Source organism: Escherichia sp. E2586 (assembly GCF_005781105.1).
Classification (GTDB): Bacteria; Pseudomonadota; Gammaproteobacteria; order Enterobacterales; family Enterobacteriaceae; genus Escherichia.
Genome location: NZ_VATN01000006.1, coordinates 417,961 through 435,715, shown reverse-complemented (window position 1 = coordinate 435,715; position 17,755 = coordinate 417,961). Strand labels below are relative to the sequence as shown.

Sequence of the window (17,755 nt, the reverse complement as noted above, 5' to 3'; positions counted from 1 at the left end):
CTTATGAAACTAAAGACCACATTGTTCGGCAATGTATATCAGTTTAAGGATGTAAAAGAGGTGCTGGCTAAAGCCAACGAACTGCGTTCGGGGGATGTGCTGGCGGGCGTTGCAGCGGCAAGCTCACAGGAGCGCGTGGCGGCAAAGCAGGTGTTGTCGGAAATGACCGTAGCGGACATCCGCAATAATCCGGTGATTGCCTATGAAGATGACTGCGTCACGCGGCTGATTCAGGACGACGTTAACGAAACGGCCTACAACCAGATTAAAAACTGGAGCATCAGCGAACTGCGTGAGTATGTGCTGAGCGATGAAACCAGCGTGGACGACATTGCCTTTACCCGCAAAGGGCTGACCTCGGAAGTGGTCGCGGCGGTAGCGAAGATTTGCTCCAACGCGGACCTGATCTACGGCGCGAAGAAAATGCCGGTGATCAAAAAGGCCAATACCACCATCGGTATTCCGGGCACCTTTAGCGCCCGTTTGCAGCCGAACGATACCCGTGACGACGTGCAAAGTATCGCCGCGCAAATCTACGAAGGGCTTTCCTTCGGGGTGGGCGATGCGGTGATCGGCGTTAACCCAGTGACGGACGACGTGGAAAACTTAAGCCGCGTGTTGGATACCATCTATGGCGTGATCGACAAATACAACATTCCGACCCAGGGCTGCGTGCTGGCGCACGTCACTACCCAGATTGAAGCGATTCGTCGCGGCGCGCCGGGCGGGCTGATTTTCCAGAGTATTTGCGGCAGCGAAAAAGGGCTGAAAGAGTTTGGCGTGGAACTTGCGATGCTTGATGAAGCGCGCGCAGTGGGCGCGGAGTTCAACCGTATCGCCGGGGAAAACTGCCTCTACTTCGAAACCGGACAAGGTTCTGCGCTGTCCGCAGGTGCTAACTTCGGCGCTGACCAGGTGACGATGGAAGCGCGTAACTATGGGCTGGCGCGTCATTACGATCCGTTTATCGTCAACACCGTGGTCGGCTTTATTGGGCCGGAGTATCTCTACAACGACCGCCAGATTATTCGTGCGGGCTTAGAAGATCACTTTATGGGCAAGCTGAGCGGCATCTCTATGGGCTGTGACTGCTGCTACACCAACCACGCTGACGCTGACCAGAACCTCAACGAAAACCTGATGATCCTGCTCGCCACCGCAGGCTGCAACTACATCATGGGGATGCCGCTGGGCGATGACATCATGCTCAACTACCAGACCACGGCGTTCCACGATACCGCCACTGTGCGTCAGTTACTCAACCTGCGTCCGTCACCGGAGTTTGAACGCTGGCTGGAAAGCATGGGCATTATGGCAAACGGTCGCCTGACCAAACGGGCGGGCGATCCGTCACTGTTCTTCTGATGACGCGGAGATAACACATCATGGATCAAAAACAGATTGAAGAAATTGTACGCAGCGTGATGGCGTCAATGGGACAAGCGGCCCCCGCGCCGTCAGAAGCCAAATGCACCACCACAGCCTGTTCGGCACCGGTGACCTCGGAAAGCTGTGTGCTGGATTTAGGTTCCGCTGAAGCGAAGGCGTGGATTGGCGTTGAAAATCCGCATCGCGCAGACGTATTAACAGAACTGCGTCGCAGCACCGTGGCCCGCGTTTGTACCGGCCGTGCTGGTCCGCGTCCGCGTACCCAGGCGCTGCTGCGTTTCCTGGCCGATCACTCTCGTTCGAAAGATACCGTACTGAAAGAAGTGCCGGAAGAGTGGGTGAAAGCGCAGGGCTTGCTGGAAGTGCGCTCTGAAATTAGCGACAAAAATCTCTACCTGACTCGCCCGGATATGGGCCGCCGCCTGTGTGCAGAAGCTGTTGAAGCCCTGAAATCACAGTGTGTCGCCAGTCCGGACGTACAGGTCGTTATTTCTGATGGCCTGTCTACTGACGCGATCACCGTGAACTATGAAGAGATCCTGCCACCGCTGATGGCGGGCCTGAAACAGGCTGGACTGAAAGTCGGCACGCCGTTCTTTGTGCGTTACGGTCGCGTGAAAATTGAAGATCAGATCGGTGAGATCCTCGGCGCGAAAGTGGTGATCCTGCTGGTGGGCGAACGCCCGGGGTTAGGGCAGTCAGAAAGTCTTTCCTGCTACGCCGTTTACTCACCGCGTATGGCGACCACCGTTGAGGCCGATCGCACCTGTATCTCTAACATTCACCAGGGCGGCACGCCGCCAGTTGAAGCCGCAGCAGTTATTGTGGATTTGGCGAAACGTATGCTGGAGCAGAAAGCATCCGGCATCAACATGACCCGATAAGGAGGCATCATGCCAGCTTTAGATTTGATTCGACCGTCGGTCACCGCCATGCGGGTGATTGCCTCCGTTAACGCCGATTTTGCGCGTGAGCTGAAATTGCCGCCGCATATTCGTAGCCTTGGGCTGATTTCCGCCGACTCCGATGACGTCACCTACATTGCCGCTGATGAAGCGACCAAACAGGCGATGGTGGAAGTGGTGTATGGCCGCTCGCTGTATGCAGGAGCCGCACACGGCCCGTCACCGACTGCCGGTGAAGTGCTGATTATGCTGGGCGGGCCAAACCCGGCGGAAGTGCGTGCTGGTCTGGATGCAATGGTTGCGCATATTGAAAACGGTGCGGCCTTCCAGTGGGCCAACGATGCGCAAGATACGGCATTCCTTGCACATGTGGTTTCGCGCACTGGTTCTTATCTCTCTTCCACTGCGGGTATTACGCTTGGCGATCCGATGGCGTATCTGGTGGCGCCGCCGCTGGAAGCGACTTATGGCATTGATGCAGCGTTAAAATCTGCCGACGTACAGCTGGTGACTTATGTCCCGCCGCCGTCAGAAACCAACTATTCCGCCGCATTCTTAACGGGAAGCCAGGCGGCGTGTAAAGCGGCCTGTAATGCCTTTACCGATGCAGTGCTGGAAATCGTGCGGAATCCAATCCAGCGTGCGTAACGGAGGTTGCCGATGATCAATGCACTGGGATTGCTGGAAGTGGACGGCATGGTCGCAGCAATCGATGCGGCGGATGCGATGCTGAAAGCGGCCAACGTACGTCTGCTCAGTCATGAAGTACTTGACCCTGGTAGGTTGACGCTGGTGGTGGAAGGCGATCTGGCGGCGTGTCGTGCGGCGCTGGACGCAGGTTGTGCTGCTGCGATGCGTACCGGGCGCGTCATTAGCCGCAAGGAGATCGGTCGGCCAGACGATGACACCCAGTGGCTGGTTACTGGCTTTAACCGCCAGCCGAAGCAAGCTGTAAAGGAACCCTGCGTGCCAGCTATCGTTGCGGCATCTGCTGACGAGTTGTTGGCGCTGTTAACATCAGTACGTCAGGGAATGACGGCAGGAGAAGTGGCTGCCCACTTTGGCTGGCCGTTGGAAAAAGCCAGAAATGCGCTCGAACAGCTCTTTTCTGCCGGGACGTTACGTAAACGCAGTAGTCGTTATCGTCTCAAGCCCCATTAATCTGTCGGAGGTGCCGGGTGTCATATAACACCCGGCATTAACATCATGAAAAAGCCCCGTACAGCTAATTTGCACCATCTTTATCATGAACCCTTATCCGAAAACCTGAAGCTTACGCCGAAGGTCGAAGTGGATAATGTTCATCAACGACAGACAACGGATGTCTATGAACATGCTTTGACGATTACCGCCTGGCAGCAGATTTACGATCAGCTGCATCCGGGCAAATTTCATGGTGAATTTACGGAAATTCTGCTTGATGATATTCAGGTTTTCCGTGAATACACTGGTCTGGCACTGCGTCAGTCGTGCCTGGTCTGGCCGAACTCTTTCTGGTTTGGTATTCCGGCGACACGCGGCGAACAGGGATTTATCGGCTCACAATGCCTGGGAAGCGCGGAAATTGCCACGCGCCCTGGCGGCACCGAGTTTGAGCTGAGTACACCGGATGATTATACGATCCTTGGCGTAGTGCTTTCTGAAGATGTCATTACCCGGCAGGCTAACTTTTTGCATAACCCGGAAAGGGTGCTGCATATGTTACGTAACCAGTCGGCGCTGGAAGTGAAAGAGCAGCATAAAGCCGCGCTGTGGGGCTTTGTCCAACAGGCGCTGGCGACATTTTGCGAGAACCCGGAGAATCTTCATCAGCCTGCGGTGCGTAAAGTGCTGGGGGATAATTTGCTGATGGCGATGGGGGCGATGCTGGAAGAAGCGCAACCAATGGTGACAGCGGAAAGTATTAGTCATCAGAGTTACCGACGTTTGCTTTCCCGCGCCCGTGAATATGTGCTGGAAAACATGTCCGAACCGGTAACCGTACTGGACTTGTGTAATCAACTGCACGTCAGCCGCCGTACCTTACAAAACGCATTTCACGCTATTTTGGGCATTGGCCCGAATGCGTGGCTAAAACGCATTCGCCTGAACGCCGTGCGCCGTGAACTGATAAGCCCATGGTCGCAAAGTATGACGGTAAAAGACGCCGCCATGCAGTGGGGATTCTGGCATCTGGGGCAATTCGCCACGGATTATCAGCAACTGTTTGCCGAGAAGCCGTCACTGACACTGCATCAGCGGATGCAGGAGTTGGGGGGCGGTTGAGGGCCGGATGGGGAGGGTGTTTAATCCGGCCAATAGTGAAGTTATCAATTACATTAAGTTGCTTTGTTTTTTATTGCCCGACGGGATATGCGATAAACAAACCGATAATTGTCAAAATACATGCCAACAGGAATATCAAAATACGATTTACGCGCTTTCGCGAAATTCCAAATAAATAGCAAAATAGTGTTGTTACCACGATCACTACCGGAATAGTCATAAAATTAATAACGATGAGTGCTATCAATCCAAAACTTGCTCCTCCACCGTGGGGAATAAAAATGTGTTCTTCAAAATAAACTTCCATAGCAAATGCCAGCACGCATCCCAGAAAACTCATATCCAGATGAGGGTGCCATTTACTTTCTTTATGTGATGTGTCTGACATTTTTAAATGCTCCCGTGAGCAAACTGGCGCAAATTAATTCCTACGATTGTTGATAAGACGTCGCTGTTGTCCGGCACTCCGGGCAGATAAACGCGTAAATTATCCCTTCGCCGTATTGTTCAATATCGGCATAATCCAGTTGCGCAAGAAACGTCATTGAGCGGGAGCATTCCGGGCAGAGAGGATATTCCGCGTCCTGAATCCAGGTTGGATGCCCACCAAGTTGCGAGAAAGAGACAGGTAAAAATGGGTCTGCGGCGAATAATGGTGGCCGAAGGTTTCCTCGTCTCATGCTGTTTACAGGTAGCCGACGCCATTCAGATACATCATCAGGCAGCCAGGCTGGCGGGATATTTTTTGCAGACAAATGAGCGTTACCTCGTGAGTCCATGTAACCGAAAATGGTGCTGTAGGCGGTGCAACATTCACAAGTCACGACGCGAAACCTGCCGTTATCGCTAAGACCCGTTGCCTTCAGGTCAACGTCGAAAAGATTTGTCAGTGGCAATGCGCAATTTGGACAGGTATCGCTGCGTTCATCAACAACACGCAAAGCTTCGCAATACCCGGTGTTTTTCATCTCCAGATGAAAACAGTGAGGAAAATAGAGATTACGCCTTTGCCCTTCAGCGGTTAGCTCCCAACCGGCCTCATGCGCATATTCTTCTGGCGCGATGTAAAGTGAACTGCGCCACGGCGGCGGATTATTGCGCCAGTAGGCAAAACGCTCAACGACAACGTCATCCCCAATCCATGCCAGACATTGCAGAATACAATTTCTGTCGTCTGCATCAAACTCAACCCGTTCTAGTAGCGTATCGCGAACATCCGCAGGGGCGCGGTGGAAAGGCATGTAAGAATCACTGTCCAAATCATCGTAAGAGATCCATTCTCTGAAATATGCATCCAGATTCGCCTGGGTAAACGCCGCCAGACAAAGACAAATCTCCTGAGCGAGCTTATATTCACCAGATGCAAAGCGGTCTGTGGCGTAATCAGCCATCTGCTGCGCTTGATCGGCGGTCAGTTGTTGATACAGGGCATCGGTGGGAACGGGGCAGGGAGTCCACTCGATTAACGCATCGAATTTTCGCGGCTGGTGAACTAATTTCAGCATAGCAACTGGATCGCTTAACCCTGCAAACGCATTCACGGTCTTTTTGTTTTTCCTGATATATTCATCGTGCTCGCGCTGCTGTTGGGCCTGAACGCAGGGCATACAGTATCCGTCAGTACGCGCCGCGGTTTCCGGCAGAATGGTCGATGTACACGCGGGGCTTTTACAGGGAATACGGTCAGTCATTGGGGCGCTCCTTGCCTGAAGATAATAAATTGAAAGATAAGGTTATTAGAAGTCACATATATGGTTAATTCTCTGCCGTTAATAACGTACTTTATTTATAACAATATACTGGCTGTTTCAATACACGTTTTAATCGGCAGCCACATTTCTGTACGTGATGTATCACCACAATCAGCTTTTAAGAATCCATATTGTTCGTAAAAAGGCATCACTTTGGGGGGGAGTGGATCTACGAACAGCCCAATAGCTGAAATTTGCTCGGCAACTAATACAGTTCTATAGATGGCATCAATAAGTAATTTTTCTCCCAAACGCTCGCCCTGATTTAAACAATCGACCGCGAGCCTTGCCAGTTTTACCGCATTAAGAGGATGAGGATAGTTTTTATATTCTCTGAAAACAGGAGGAATAATAACAGAATATCCTGATAAAGTATGATAACCAATGATATTTGTGGGGGCTGATTTTCGGCAGGCCACATAGGTCTTTGCTATATGTTTGACTATTTTCTGCCGGGCTTGCTGTTGTAAAAACTGATTGAATTCGTGATTCCCACAGTCAAAAAGTTTCCGATTATGCTGCTGAGTTATCTCTTCAATTATCACGAACATTCACTACATCCTTGTAGTTTTGCGCTGCTTTTAGCAGTTTTTGATTAGGTCTTTGTGGATTCTCAAGGGCAGCAACCAGTGCATCTGCTCCTGCCATAGATAAATGCAACGCTTCAGTACGTTCAATGACGTTGCGTGCTTTATCCACAGCAGATTCAATAAGAAATTGTGACACAGTTGAACCACAATAATCTGCAGCTCTTTGAATCATTTCCTGTATTTCTAAAGATGTTCTGGCAACCAGGCGAGTGTCTTTTCGTTCGATGTTCTTAGCCATAATAATACCTCAATGTTAGTGATGACTAACAATTATGGTGTCACTATGGCACACAAATTAAACAGGGGCAATTTCAAATCACAAACAGAGAATTGTGATTTTTCTTTTATTTTCATGATGTTACACCCAATCTCTGACCTTAATAAACTCACTCAACGCCGCTTCCGGGCTGCCTGCTTCTGGCTGATAATCATACTCCCAGCGTACCAGTGGCGGCATCGACATCAGAATAGACTCGGTGCGCCCGCCGGTTTGTAAGCCAAACAGCGTCCCGCGATCCCATACCAGGTTGAACTCGACATAGCGCCCGCGGCGGTACAACTGGAAATTGCGCTCGCGTTCGCCGTATTCCATTGCTTTACGCCGTTCAACAATCGGTAAGTAAGCGTCGGTGTAGCCTTTGCCTACCGCCTGCATAAAGGCAAAACAGTGGTCGAAATCTGGCGTGTTCAGATCATCAAAGAACAGCCCGCCAATGCCGCGCTGTTCGTTGCGATGTTTGAGGTAGAAGTAATCGTCGCACCACTTTTTGTAACGGGGATAAACGTCTTCACCAAATGGCAGGCACAGGTCACGGGCGGTGCGATGCCAGTGAATGGCGTCTTCTTCAAAACCATAGAATGGAGTTAAGTCGAAGCCGCCGCCAAACCACCAGACGGGATCGGCACCCGGTTTTTCGGCAATAAAAAACCGCACATTCGCGTGGCTGGTGGGAACGTACGGATTATGCGGATGCACTACCAGCGATACGCCCATCGCCTCGAAACTGCGCCCGGCAAGTTCCGGGCGATGAGCGGTCGCGGAAGCGGGCATCGCGTTGCCATGGACGTGAGAAAAGTTGACGCCCGCCTGTTCGAAAACGCCACCATTACGCAACACCCGACTACGCCCGCCGCCACCAGCTTCACGTTGCCAGCTATCTTCGACAAACTCTGCGCCATCTACGGCGGCCAGTTGCTGGCAAATTGTATCCTGAAGGTCGAGGAGGAACTGTCTAACTTGGTGTGCGTCGGGTTTCATCACTTACCGCTTTTTCGAGTGTGCTTTCTGGTTATCAAACCAGTGGAAATAACTGATCACGCCTTCAGCAATCGCTGTGGCGATTTTCTGACGAAACGCCGCCGTGCCTAATAGCCGTTCTTCTTCCGGGTTGGTGATAAACGAAGTTTCCACCAGCACCGAAGGAACCGACGGTGATTTCAACACCACAAATGCCGCTTGTTCGGTGTTGCGGCTGTGCAGTTTATGCACCGGCTTAATCTTCTTCAGAATATGCGAGCCGAGCGTCAGACTATTTTTAATGGTATCTGTTTGCACCAGATCAAACAGCACTTGTTGCAATAGGTGATCCCTGTCGGTCGCCTTTTTCCCGGCAACTTCATCAGCACGGTTTTCGCGTTCCGACAAATATTTTGCCATCGCGCTACTTGCGCCACGGTTAGAGAGGGCAAAGACCGATGCACCAGCGGCTTTCGGGTTGGTAAAGCCGTCGGCGTGAATTGACATAAACAGGTCAGCGCCATGTTTATGGGCGATTTCAACGCGATCGTACAGTGGAATAAAGGTATCGCCAGAACGCGTCAGCCGCGCATCAATGCCATGATTGCGCAAAATTGAACGGACGTTTTTGGCGATTGCCAGCACCACGTGTTTTTCTTTTGACCCGTTGCGGCCAATCGCACCGGTATCAATCCCGCCGTGACCCGGATCGAGAACGACTATCCGCTTGCCCCCAGCTTTTTTGGCTTTCGGCTTAGTGTGTCCGTTGCTGGTTTTTAAAGGTTCTTCTTTGGCGATGGCTTGTGACATTCCTGACAACGTCAGGGCAGCCAATCCGGCTTTCAGCACCTGGCGGCGCGAAGTGAGTGTTTTTAGTGGTTTAAAAGTGCTCATACGGCCTGAGTTGTAATAATGAAGTTCCAGATGTTATATCGTATCGCGTAATCCGTTACGACGGTTTGCTGGTGAGAATTGTTTTACTTTTCATTTCAATAAATGACAACGCGTCATTATGCCACTTTTTCAACCGATTTTCGTCAGATATTGGCTAATTCGGTCGTTCACGCCATAATCACCCTTTTAACCCCCAAAAAGGTAACTCATACCATGGAGATACGCGTATTTCGCCAGGAAGATTTCGAAGAGGTCATCACCCTTTGGGAGCGTTGCGACTTGCTGCGTCCGTGGAACGATCCGGAAATGGACATCGAACGCAAGATGAACCATGACGTCAGTTTGTTCCTGGTCGCGGAAGTGAATGGTGAAGTGGTGGGAACGGTGATGGGCGGTTATGACGGGCATCGTGGGTCTGCTTATTATCTTGGCGTGCATCCGGAGTTTCGCGGGCGCGGCATTGCTAACGCGTTGCTTAATCGGCTGGAGAAAAAGCTCATTGCCCGCGGTTGCCCGAAAATTCAGATCAACGTGCCGGAAGACAATGACATGGTGCTCGGAATGTACGAACGCCTGGGATATGAACACGCTGATGTGCTGAGTCTGGGTAAGCGTTTGATTGAAGATGAAGAGTACTGAGTTTCATCCTGTCCATTATGATGCGCACGGACGCCTGCGTTTACCTTTTCTCTTCTGGCTTGTGCTACTGCTTCAGGCGCGAACCTGGGTGCTGTTTGTGATTGCCGGTGCGTCGCGTGAGCAGGGTACTGCGCTGCTGAATCTGTTTTATCCCGATCATGATAATTTCTGGCTGGGGTTAATTCCCGGCATTCCAGCAGTGCTGGCGTTTTTGCTGAGTGGTCGGCGGGCGACGTTTCCCCGTATCTGGCATGGGCTCTATTTTCTGTTGCTGTTGGCGCAAGTGGTTTTACTTTGCTGGCAACCGTGGCTGTGGCTGAACGGTGAATCGGTTAGCGGAATCGGTCTGGCGCTGGTAGTGGCGGATATTGTGGCGTTAATCTGGCTGCTGACTAATCGACGTTTACGCGCTTGTTTTAATGAAGAAAAAGAATAACGCAGAGGTGCGCTTTGTTTATGCCGGATGCGGCGTGAACGCCTTATCCGGCCTACAAAACATCGAAAATTCAAGATATTGCAGGAAAAAGCAGGCCTGATAAGCGTAGCGCATCAGGCAATTTTGTGTTTGTCATCTACCTCTAACGGCACTTTTTTGCAAATTTGCACTCCAAGCAACGTTATTGAATAACCAAAGGAAGTGAGATGAAATCGCTGCGTTTAATGTTATGCGCTATGCCGTTGATGCTGACCGGCTGTTCCACTATGTCGTCAGTTAACTGGTCTGCCGCTAATCCGTGGAACTGGTTTGGTTCATCTACCAAAGTGAGCGAGCAGGGCGTGGGTGAATTAACGGCGTCCACACCATTACAAGAACAAGCTATTGCCGATGCGCTTGATGGTGATTATCGCCTGCGCAGCGGAATGAAAACCGCTAACGGTAATGTAGTGCGCTTTTTTGAAGTGATGAAAGGCGACAGCGTGGCGATGGTCATCAATGGTGATCAAGGTACAATCAGCCGCATTGACGTTTCAGATAGCGATATTCCTGCGGACTCCGGTGTTAAAATCGGTACACCGTTTAGCGACCTTTACAGCAAAGCATTTGGCAATTGCCAAAAAGCAGATGGTGATGATCGTGCTGTCGAATGTAAAGCTGAAGGCAGTCAACATATTAGCTACCAGTTCAGCGGTGAATGGAGTGGTCCTGAAGGGTTAATGCCTTCGGACGATACCTTGAAAAACTGGAAAGTCAGTAAAATTATCTGGCGACGTTAATTTGCGTCTGAGCAAACCGCTAATCACAAAAAACACGTAAAATAGCGCCCAACAATGCCACGGATTGCGTGGCATTATTATTTTCAGGAGGAACAATGTCTCAGGTTCAGAGTGGCATTTTGCCAGAACATTGCCGCGCGGCGATTTGGATCGAAGCCAACGTAAAAGGGGAAGTTGATGCCCTGCGTGCGGCCAGTAAAACATTTGCCGACAAACTGGCAACTTTTGAAGCGAAATTCCCGGACGCACATCTTGGTGCAGTCGTTGCCTTTGGTAACAACACCTGGCGTGCTCTGAGCGGCGGCGTTGGTGCCGAAGAGCTGAAAGATTTTCCGGGCTACGGCAAAGGTCTTGCGCCGACCACTCAGTTCGATGTGTTAATCCACATTCTTTCTCTGCGTCACGACGTAAACTTTTCTGTCGCCCAGGCGGCGATGGAAGCCTTTGGTGACTGCATTGAAGTGAAAGAAGAGATCCACGGCTTCCGTTGGGTGGAAGAGCGTGACCTGAGCGGCTTTGTTGACGGTACAGAAAACCCGGCGGGTGAAGAGACGCGTCGCGAAGTGGCGGTTATCAAAGACGGCGTGGATGCGGGCGGCAGCTATGTGTTTGTGCAGCGTTGGGAGCACAACCTGAAGCAACTCAACCGTATGAGCGTTCACGATCAAGAGATGATGATCGGGCGCACTAAAGAGGCCAACGAAGAGATTGATGGCGACGAACGTCCGGAAACTTCTCACCTGACCCGTGTTGATCTGAAAGAAGATGGCAAAGGACTGAAGATTGTTCGTCAGAGCCTGCCGTACGGCACCGCCAGTGGCACTCACGGTCTGTACTTCTGCGCCTACTGCGCGCGTCTGCATAACATTGAGCAGCAACTGCTGAGCATGTTTGGCGATACCGATGGCAAACGTGATGCGATGTTGCGTTTTACCAAACCAGTCACTGGCGGCTATTACTTCGCGCCGTCGCTGGACAAGTTAATGGCGCTGTAAGCGTTTCTGATTCGATGATTAAAGGCCAGCCAATAGCATTACTGACTGGCTTCAGATTGTTGATAAAGTGCGCGTTGTACACGCCGGATGCGACGTAAACGTCTTATTCGGCCTACAAATCGTGCGAATTCAATACATTGCAGGGGCCGCGTAGGCCTGATAAGCGTAGCGCATCAGGCAGTATTGCGTTTGTCAGCAGTCTCAGGCCAGCCAGTAACAAAACTGACTGGCCTTTTTATTACTTCTGCTTTAACGCCGCATACACCTGATCAACTACCCAACCATAAGTTGCAATCGGTAACTGACCGCTTTCGAACATATTGGGATTTTTTTGTGGATCGGCAACTGGCGAATGGGGCTTGTTGCTTAACATCACAATCGCCATATGATTGACCGGATCGATAACGGTTACCGTCCCGGTCCAGCCCGTGTGACCATACGTTTGCGGGCTTGCCAGCGTGCCAAACGTCGGCGTCATGGTGGCATTACCATTCACGCGCCAGCCAAGGCCAAAAGTGGCGTCCTCCTTTGAGCTGGTGGTGAACATCTTCACCGTTTCCGCACTGAACAGCTGCACATCACCATAGCCACCGCCGTTCAGCATCGTTTGCATTAACACCGCAATATCGCCGGTATTGGAAAACAAACCTGCGTGTCCGGAAACGCCGCCCATCGAATAGAACGCTTTTTCATCGTGCACCTGACCCCAGATAGTGGAGGTGCGGATATTCGGAAAGTGGATCACGCCATCGCGGGTATTGCCGTTCAGTTCCGTCGCGGCAATTTGCTGCGGTTTAAAGCCTTTCAGCAGCGGGTTAAATACCGTATGCGTCAGGCCGAGTGGACGATAAATCGACTCTTCAACATAGCGGTCAAGCGGCTGGCCAGTAACTGACTCGACGATAAATCCAAGCAACATATAATCGACATCGCTGTAGATATGTTTGCTGCCGGGCTGATACTCCAGCGGCGTGCGCTTGATCATCTCCAGCGTCTGGCCTTTATCCTGGGAATATAACGCGCCCGCGACCGCTTTATTCGGGTATTGTGGGTCCGCCGGGAAACCGCCGCTGTGATGCAGCAGATCAGAAATCCGCAGCGTGTTTTTGCCTTTGATGGTGTCATTTGGACTGTCGGCAAACCCTGGAATATATTTCGCAATCAGATCGTCAGGATGCAGTTTGCCTTCGCTCATCAGCTTTTGCAGAGCGAAGTTAGTGGCGTACATTTTGGTATTTGAGGCTAGGTCATACAGCGTCTCGGTGGTGGCTTTTACAGGCTGCGCCATCAACACGCTGCCATCGTACTTTTTCGCCATCCCCCAGGCTTTGCGATACACAATCTGATTATCTTTAATAATCAGTAGGTTTACGCCGGGATAACCGGCATCAACTTGCTGGTTAATCCAGCGATCCATCTGGTTAAGCCGTTCGACATTGAACCCTGCTTTCTCTGGCGAACTTTCTGTCAGAACAGGGTATTTTGCGGCGCTGACGCTACAGCTGACAGCCAGCAGAGAAAGATAGAGCATTGTCCGTTTCATAATCAGTCCAGATTGACGTTACGGCAGCCAAAGAACGTGGTGAAAATAAACCCACTAACCCATGCCACCAGAATCCCACCTGCATATACCGCCATTGCCGGAAGGATACCTTGAGCGGAAGTCATCAGCGGCAGCGCCACCTTGCCAGACGGTCCGAAGGCGCTGTTTAAGCCCATTGGCAGACCCCACCAGGCTATCAGCCCGATAAACAAACCGCCCGCCGCGCCGCCTAAACAGGCGGTAACAAACGGCTTCATGCGGGGCAGGGTGACGCCGTAAATCAACGGTTCACCAACGCCCAGCAGACCGGGAATTATCGCCCCGCGCACCTGACTGCGTAGTGCACTGTGCGGTTGCGCCCGCCAGTAGAGCGCCATCGCCGCGCCCACCTGGCCCGCGCCCGCCATCGAAAGGATTGGAAATAAGCTGTTGAACCCCTGACTGTCCATTAAAGCCAGATAAACAGGAATGAAGCCCTGATGCACGCCAAACACCACGGCGATCAGGAACAGCCCGGCTAAAACCGCACAACCGAGCGGATTACTATTCAGGTGCATAAACAGCCACGACATACCTTCGAATAACCAGCCGCCCAGCGGCATAATGATCAGGTACGCAAGCGTAGCGGTGATCAACAGAGTGATTAACGAGGTCAGCAGCATGTCGAGATCGTCCGGCATAAAGCGGCGCACCATGCCTTCAATGCGGGCGCAGGCCCAGGCGGCAATCAACACGCCGATAATATTGCCGCGCGGATCGATGGGCAGACCGAAGAAATCGTGAAATCCGGCGTAGTAACCAGTGGTGGCAGCAGGGTTATAACCGAGCAAAAAGAGCGCGGCAATAATTGCGCCATTGACGCCCGTGCCGCCGAACGCCTGGGCCGCGTTATAGCCCACCAGAATTACCAGGAAGGTGAACAAGCCTTTGCTGAACACCTTCATAAAATTCAGCGCGTCGGGCAGCGTTCCCTGAGCATCTGCCGGAACGTGCATCACCGTGGCGATTAGCGTCGCTATCCCCAGCAACAGACCCGCAGCAATAAAACCGGGGATCAGCGGTGTAAAGATGGTGGCGAATTTGGCGAGAAATTGTTGCACGCCGGAAGTTTGTCTGGCTTTTAACTGGCGTTTATTCTGGGCGGCGATCTCTGCGGCATCCTGCACGGGTGCTTCGCCCAGCAACTCGCTCATGGCTTTTGCGGCACGATGCGCTTTGCCCGGCCCAAAGACCACTTGCACCTGATCGCTGGTCAAAATGACGCCCTTTACACCTTCCAGGGTTTTGATATCGGGATCAACCAGTGAACTGTCATGTACACCTAGACGCAGACGCGTCATACAGTTACCACAGCTGGCGATGTTTCCCGGGCCACCGACCCGGGTAAGAATGGTGTTCAGAAGTTCACTGCTGATCTCTTTAGCCATGGGTTATTCCTTTTCCAGAGCTTTGCGAATAAAGCCGCCATGTTGATCCAGGCGTTTTTTAGCTTCTGCGGCATCGAGATTTTTCAGCACCATCACAATAGCCGTTTTACAGTGGCGGTCGCAGGCAACCAATGCCGCTTCCGCTTGCTCAGCGCTACATCCGGTGGCGTTTTTGACGATATTGACCTGGCGTACATGCAGTTTTTCATTGGTGGCGACCACATCGACCATCAGGTTGCCGAACACTTTGCCTGACTTAATCATCAGACCGGTGGAGAGCATATTGAGCACCAGTTTCTGCGCCGTGCCAGCTTTCATTCGCGAAGAACCGGTAACTACCTCAGCCCCGACGACTGGCGTAATGGCAAACTCTGCGGTGGTGGAAACCGCGCTTCCCGGATTACAGGAAATACCGACCGTGCGGCAACCGAGCTGGCGGGCGTATTCCAGTCCGGCAATCACATACGGCGTACGACCGCTGGCGGCAATACCGACCACCACATCCTGTGCAGTTAAATTAATATTTTTCAGATCGTTAACGCCGCCTTCCCGGCTATCTTCCGCGCCTTCCACCGCGTGCTGAATGGCATATGCGCCCCCAGCAATCAAACCAACCACCAGGCCCGGTTTCACGCCGTAGGTGGGAGGGCACTCGCTGGCATCAAGAATACCCAGACGACCAGAAGTCCCCGCACCGATGTAAATCAGACGGCCGCCGCCGCTCACCTGGGCGTGAATAACATCGATCGCCGCTGCGATATCTGGCAGTACGCGCTCAACGGCGAGTGGTACGGTTTTATCTTCATCGTTGATAATCCGGCACATTTCCAGCGTCGAAACGCGGTCAATTTCAGCCGAGGCGGCATTCGAGCCTTCTGTAATCATCTTTTCAAGTTGCATCAGTGGTGACCTTAGTATTCACAATCAAATAATTGCATATTGATGGAATCATATATCTCAATTTGCTAGCTTTAAAGGAATCATTGAGTCTGAAATCACAGAGTGTGAAGAGCGTCAAAGGGCAAAATCCGTGTGCTATGCTGCGCGCAGGATGTGGTGAGGGAGTGGAAGATGTTGTACCTGACAAAATTACGCAATGCAGAAAGTGACTTTACTGAAAATGAGCAAAAGATAGCCGACTTTCTGCAGGCCAGGGTGAGCGAACTGAAATCTGTTTCTTCACGAAATATGGCGAAACAGCTCGGTATTAGCCAGTCGAGTATTGTGAAGTTCGCTCAGAAACTCGGCGCGCAAGGGTTTACTGAATTGCGTATGGCGTTAATTGGCGAATACAGTGCCAGCCGGGAGAAAACGAATGCCACGGCACTGCACCTGCACAGTTCGATTACCAGTGATGATTCGCTGGAAGTGATCGCGCGCAAACTGAATCGCGAAAAAGAGCTAGCGCTGGAGCAAACCTGCGCGTTGCTCGATTACGCGCGGCTGCAAAAAATCATTGATGTCATCAGTAAAGCGCCATTTATTCAGATAACGGGCCTGGGCGGATCGGCGCTGGTGGGGCGCGATCTGTCGTTCAAACTGATGAAAATTGGCTATCGCGTGGCCTGCGAAGCCGACACGCACGTACAAGCCACCGTTTCCCAGGCGTTAAAAAAAGGCGATGTACAAATCGCTATCTCTTACAGCGGCAGTAAAAAAGAGATTGTCTTGTGCGCAGAAGCGGCACGAAAGCAGGGGGCAACGGTGATTGCCATTACTTCTCTGACTGACTCTCCGCTGCGGCGGCTGGCGCATTTCACGCTCGATACCGTTTCCGGCGAAACCGAATGGCGTAGCTCGTCGATGTCCACCCGCACGGCGCAAAATTCTGTTACCGATTTACTGTTTGTTGGCCTTGTGCAACTCAATGATGTGGAGTCATTGAAAATGATTGAGCGCAGCAGTGAGCTAACACAACGCCTGAAATGATGCATAAAGCAGCGACTGGATTGAGATTTTCCTGAATTAGTGAGCTGATACGCAGCAATATTTTGTTTATCCTGTATTTTCAGAGGGAATGGAGTGTAACGCTCTGTATTAACAAGGAGAGCATTAAAATGGGTAAACTCACGGGCAAGACAGCACTGATTACAGGCGCATTGCAGGGAATTGGCGAAGGAATTGCCAGAACTTTTGCACGTCATGGCGCGAATCTAATCTTGCTGGATATCTCCCCTGAGATCGAAAAGCTGGCGGACGAACTGTGTGGTCGTGGTCATCGCTGTACGGCGGTTGTCGCCGATGTGCGTGACCCGGCGTCGGTAGCCGCTGCTATCAAGCGCGCGAAGGAAAAAGAAGGGCGCATTGATATCCTGGTGAATAACGCAGGCGTTTGTCGCCTGGGTAGTTTCCTCGATATGAGCGATGACGATCGCGATTTCCATATTGATATCAATATTAAAGGCGTATGGAACGTCACAAAGGCGGTGCTGCCGGAGATGATTGCCCGCAAAGATGGCCGCATTGTGATGATGTCTTCGGTCACTGGCGATATGGTGGCCGATCCTGGCGAAACGGCGTATGCCTTAACGAAAGCGGCGATTGTTGGCCTGACTAAATCGCTGGCGGTGGAGTACGCGCAGTCTGGTATTCGCGTAAATGCGATTTGTCCGGGCTACGTGCGCACGCCAATGGCGGAAAGTATTGCCCGTCAGTCGAACCCGGAAGATCCAGAATCGGTGTTGACTGAAATGGCAAAAGCAATCCCGATGCGTCGCCTCGCCGATCCGCTGGAAGTCGGCGAGCTCGCGGCCTTCCTCGCATCGGATGAATCCAGCTATTTAACCGGTACACAGAATGTGATTGATGGCGGCAGCACACTGCCGGAGACGGTAAGCGTCGGTATCTGATTTCCTTCTGTTTCCTCCCTGCATTCGTGGGGAGGATTTCGTTTTGAACCCGGTTC

The 17,755-nt window shown here is 51.8% G+C and carries 20 protein-coding genes; 11 read left to right on the top strand and 9 right to left on the bottom strand.

Going from position 1 to position 17,755, the window contains the following annotated elements; all coding sequences use genetic code 11:
* The first annotated feature begins 3 nt into the window (after positions 1–3).
* Genes eutB through eutR form a run of 5 tightly spaced genes read left to right on the top strand, consistent with a single transcriptional unit; the run spans position 4 to position 4,559 of the window.
* Entirely contained in the window at positions 4–1,365 is a 1,362-nt protein-coding gene (eutB, locus tag FEK50_RS07235) for an ethanolamine ammonia-lyase subunit alpha (RefSeq protein WP_000769975.1), read from the top strand.
* A 20-nt stretch (positions 1,366–1,385) separates the two neighbouring features.
* Complete coding sequence (gene eutC / locus FEK50_RS07230; RefSeq protein WP_130207403.1) at positions 1,386–2,273, top strand: ethanolamine ammonia-lyase subunit beta; 888 nt, start codon at positions 1,386–1,388, stop codon at positions 2,271–2,273.
* Between the two features lie 9 nt (positions 2,274–2,282).
* Positions 2,283–2,942 carry an ethanolamine utilization microcompartment protein EutL gene (gene eutL, locus FEK50_RS07225; RefSeq protein WP_131162091.1) on the top strand — a complete coding sequence of 220 codons (660 nt, stop codon included), beginning with the start codon at positions 2,283–2,285 and terminating at the stop codon, positions 2,940–2,942.
* 12 nt (positions 2,943–2,954) lie between these two features.
* On the top strand, positions 2,955–3,455 hold the full coding sequence (gene eutK, locus FEK50_RS07220; protein ID WP_131162090.1) for an ethanolamine utilization microcompartment protein EutK: 501 nt from the start codon (positions 2,955–2,957) through the stop codon (positions 3,453–3,455).
* A 45-nt stretch (positions 3,456–3,500) separates the two neighbouring features.
* On the top strand, positions 3,501–4,559 hold the full coding sequence (gene eutR, locus FEK50_RS07215) for an HTH-type transcriptional regulator EutR (protein ID WP_131162089.1): 1,059 nt from the start codon (positions 3,501–3,503) through the stop codon (positions 4,557–4,559).
* Positions 4,560–4,629: 70 nt separating this feature from the next.
* On the opposite strand, the gene FEK50_RS07210 is transcribed toward eutR, so the two are convergent.
* The 6 genes from FEK50_RS07210 to amiA all read right to left on the bottom strand — a co-directional run bounded on the left by FEK50_RS07210 (position 4,630) and on the right by amiA (position 9,031).
* Positions 4,630–4,947 (bottom strand): hypothetical protein, encoded by a 318-nt coding sequence (locus tag FEK50_RS07210; protein ID WP_131162088.1) that lies wholly within the window; start codon positions 4,945–4,947, stop codon positions 4,630–4,632.
* Between the two features lie 40 nt (positions 4,948–4,987).
* Positions 4,988–6,250 carry a DUF1963 domain-containing protein gene (locus FEK50_RS07205; protein WP_131162087.1) on the bottom strand — a complete coding sequence of 421 codons (1,263 nt, stop codon included), beginning with the start codon at positions 6,248–6,250 and terminating at the stop codon, positions 4,988–4,990.
* Between the two features lie 95 nt (positions 6,251–6,345).
* Positions 6,346–6,861, bottom strand: coding sequence for an N-acetyltransferase (locus tag FEK50_RS07200; RefSeq protein ID WP_131162086.1), 516 nt, complete (start codon positions 6,859–6,861; stop codon positions 6,346–6,348).
* Positions 6,845–7,138 carry a DUF1778 domain-containing protein gene (locus tag FEK50_RS07195; protein WP_131162085.1) on the bottom strand — a complete coding sequence of 98 codons (294 nt, stop codon included), beginning with the start codon at positions 7,136–7,138 and terminating at the stop codon, positions 6,845–6,847. Before FEK50_RS07195 ends, FEK50_RS07200 begins: the two co-directional genes overlap by 17 nt.
* A gap of 120 nt (positions 7,139–7,258) precedes the next feature.
* Positions 7,259–8,158, bottom strand: a complete 900-nt coding sequence (gene hemF / locus FEK50_RS07190) for an oxygen-dependent coproporphyrinogen oxidase (protein WP_131162084.1) — start codon at positions 8,156–8,158, stop codon at positions 7,259–7,261.
* Positions 8,159–8,161: 3 nt separating this feature from the next.
* Positions 8,162–9,031 carry an N-acetylmuramoyl-L-alanine amidase AmiA gene (gene amiA / locus FEK50_RS07185; RefSeq protein ID WP_130207396.1) on the bottom strand — a complete coding sequence of 290 codons (870 nt, stop codon included), beginning with the start codon at positions 9,029–9,031 and terminating at the stop codon, positions 8,162–8,164.
* Between the two features lie 213 nt (positions 9,032–9,244).
* Between amiA and FEK50_RS07180 the strand changes: the two genes are divergently transcribed.
* The 4 genes from FEK50_RS07180 to yfeX all read left to right on the top strand — a co-directional run bounded on the left by FEK50_RS07180 (position 9,245) and on the right by yfeX (position 11,880).
* Entirely contained in the window at positions 9,245–9,670 is a 426-nt protein-coding gene (locus tag FEK50_RS07180; protein WP_000406000.1) for a GNAT family acetyltransferase, read from the top strand.
* The gene (locus tag FEK50_RS07175; protein WP_130207394.1) at positions 9,657–10,106 is read left to right on the top strand and encodes a DUF2919 domain-containing protein; all 450 of its coding nucleotides are present in this window, start codon (positions 9,657–9,659) and stop codon (positions 10,104–10,106) included. The genes FEK50_RS07180 and FEK50_RS07175 overlap by 14 nt, the downstream gene beginning before the upstream one ends.
* 206 nt (positions 10,107–10,312) lie before the next feature.
* A complete protein-coding gene (locus tag FEK50_RS07170) occupies positions 10,313–10,885 on the top strand; it encodes an RpoE-regulated lipoprotein (RefSeq protein ID WP_130207392.1) in 573 nt (190 codons plus the stop codon).
* 95 nt (positions 10,886–10,980) lie between these two features.
* Entirely contained in the window at positions 10,981–11,880 is a 900-nt protein-coding gene (yfeX, locus tag FEK50_RS07165) for a porphyrinogen peroxidase (RefSeq protein ID WP_000084590.1), read from the top strand.
* A 238-nt stretch (positions 11,881–12,118) separates the two neighbouring features.
* On the opposite strand, the gene pbp4b is transcribed toward yfeX, so the two are convergent.
* Genes pbp4b through murQ form a run of 3 tightly spaced genes read right to left on the bottom strand, consistent with a single transcriptional unit; the run spans position 12,119 to position 15,750 of the window.
* A complete protein-coding gene (gene pbp4b, locus FEK50_RS07160; protein ID WP_131162083.1) occupies positions 12,119–13,423 on the bottom strand; it encodes a penicillin binding protein PBP4B in 1,305 nt (434 codons plus the stop codon).
* 2 nt (positions 13,424–13,425) lie between these two features.
* Entirely contained in the window at positions 13,426–14,850 is a 1,425-nt protein-coding gene (gene murP / locus FEK50_RS07155; protein WP_131162082.1) for a PTS N-acetylmuramic acid transporter subunit IIBC, read from the bottom strand.
* Positions 14,851–14,853: 3 nt separating this feature from the next.
* A complete protein-coding gene (murQ, locus tag FEK50_RS07150) occupies positions 14,854–15,750 on the bottom strand; it encodes an N-acetylmuramic acid 6-phosphate etherase (protein ID WP_131162081.1) in 897 nt (298 codons plus the stop codon).
* Positions 15,751–15,921: 171 nt separating this feature from the next.
* Between murQ and murR the strand changes: the two genes are divergently transcribed.
* Together murR and ucpA are read left to right on the top strand one after the other, a co-directional pair.
* Entirely contained in the window at positions 15,922–16,779 is an 858-nt protein-coding gene (gene murR / locus FEK50_RS07145) for an HTH-type transcriptional regulator MurR (RefSeq protein WP_131162080.1), read from the top strand.
* A gap of 128 nt (positions 16,780–16,907) precedes the next feature.
* Positions 16,908–17,699 (top strand): SDR family oxidoreductase UcpA, encoded by a 792-nt coding sequence (gene ucpA, locus FEK50_RS07140; protein ID WP_000517431.1) that lies wholly within the window; start codon positions 16,908–16,910, stop codon positions 17,697–17,699.
* Positions 17,700–17,755: the final 56 nt, after the last annotated feature.

Bases quoted from the DNA above. Each gene is read 5' to 3' on its own strand.
- FEK50_RS07210 (WP_131162088.1), bottom strand. From the start codon at position 4,947: ATGTCAGACACATCACATAAAGAAAGTAAATGGCACCCTCATCTGGAT.
- FEK50_RS07180 (WP_000406000.1), top strand. From the start codon at position 9,245: ATGGAGATACGCGTATTTCGCCAGGAAGATTTCGAAGAGGTCATCACC.
- FEK50_RS07195 (WP_131162085.1), bottom strand. From the start codon at position 7,138: ATGGCTAAGAACATCGAACGAAAAGACACTCGCCTGGTTGCCAGAACA.
- pbp4b (WP_131162083.1), bottom strand. From the start codon at position 13,423: ATGAAACGGACAATGCTCTATCTTTCTCTGCTGGCTGTCAGCTGTAGC.
- eutK (WP_131162090.1), top strand. From the start codon at position 2,955: ATGATCAATGCACTGGGATTGCTGGAAGTGGACGGCATGGTCGCAGCA.
- yfeX (WP_000084590.1), top strand. From the start codon at position 10,981: ATGTCTCAGGTTCAGAGTGGCATTTTGCCAGAACATTGCCGCGCGGCG.
- FEK50_RS07175 (WP_130207394.1), top strand. From the start codon at position 9,657: ATGAAGAGTACTGAGTTTCATCCTGTCCATTATGATGCGCACGGACGC.
- FEK50_RS07205 (WP_131162087.1), bottom strand. From the start codon at position 6,250: ATGACTGACCGTATTCCCTGTAAAAGCCCCGCGTGTACATCGACCATT.
- eutL (WP_131162091.1), top strand. From the start codon at position 2,283: ATGCCAGCTTTAGATTTGATTCGACCGTCGGTCACCGCCATGCGGGTG.
- FEK50_RS07170 (WP_130207392.1), top strand. From the start codon at position 10,313: ATGAAATCGCTGCGTTTAATGTTATGCGCTATGCCGTTGATGCTGACC.
- murP (WP_131162082.1), bottom strand. From the start codon at position 14,850: ATGGCTAAAGAGATCAGCAGTGAACTTCTGAACACCATTCTTACCCGG.
- murQ (WP_131162081.1), bottom strand. From the start codon at position 15,750: ATGCAACTTGAAAAGATGATTACAGAAGGCTCGAATGCCGCCTCGGCT.
- hemF (WP_131162084.1), bottom strand. From the start codon at position 8,158: ATGAAACCCGACGCACACCAAGTTAGACAGTTCCTCCTCGACCTTCAG.
- FEK50_RS07200 (WP_131162086.1), bottom strand. From the start codon at position 6,861: ATGTTCGTGATAATTGAAGAGATAACTCAGCAGCATAATCGGAAACTT.
- eutC (WP_130207403.1), top strand. From the start codon at position 1,386: ATGGATCAAAAACAGATTGAAGAAATTGTACGCAGCGTGATGGCGTCA.
- ucpA (WP_000517431.1), top strand. From the start codon at position 16,908: ATGGGTAAACTCACGGGCAAGACAGCACTGATTACAGGCGCATTGCAG.
- amiA (WP_130207396.1), bottom strand. From the start codon at position 9,031: ATGAGCACTTTTAAACCACTAAAAACACTCACTTCGCGCCGCCAGGTG.
- murR (WP_131162080.1), top strand. From the start codon at position 15,922: ATGTTGTACCTGACAAAATTACGCAATGCAGAAAGTGACTTTACTGAA.
- eutR (WP_131162089.1), top strand. From the start codon at position 3,501: ATGAAAAAGCCCCGTACAGCTAATTTGCACCATCTTTATCATGAACCC.
- eutB (WP_000769975.1), top strand. From the start codon at position 4: ATGAAACTAAAGACCACATTGTTCGGCAATGTATATCAGTTTAAGGAT.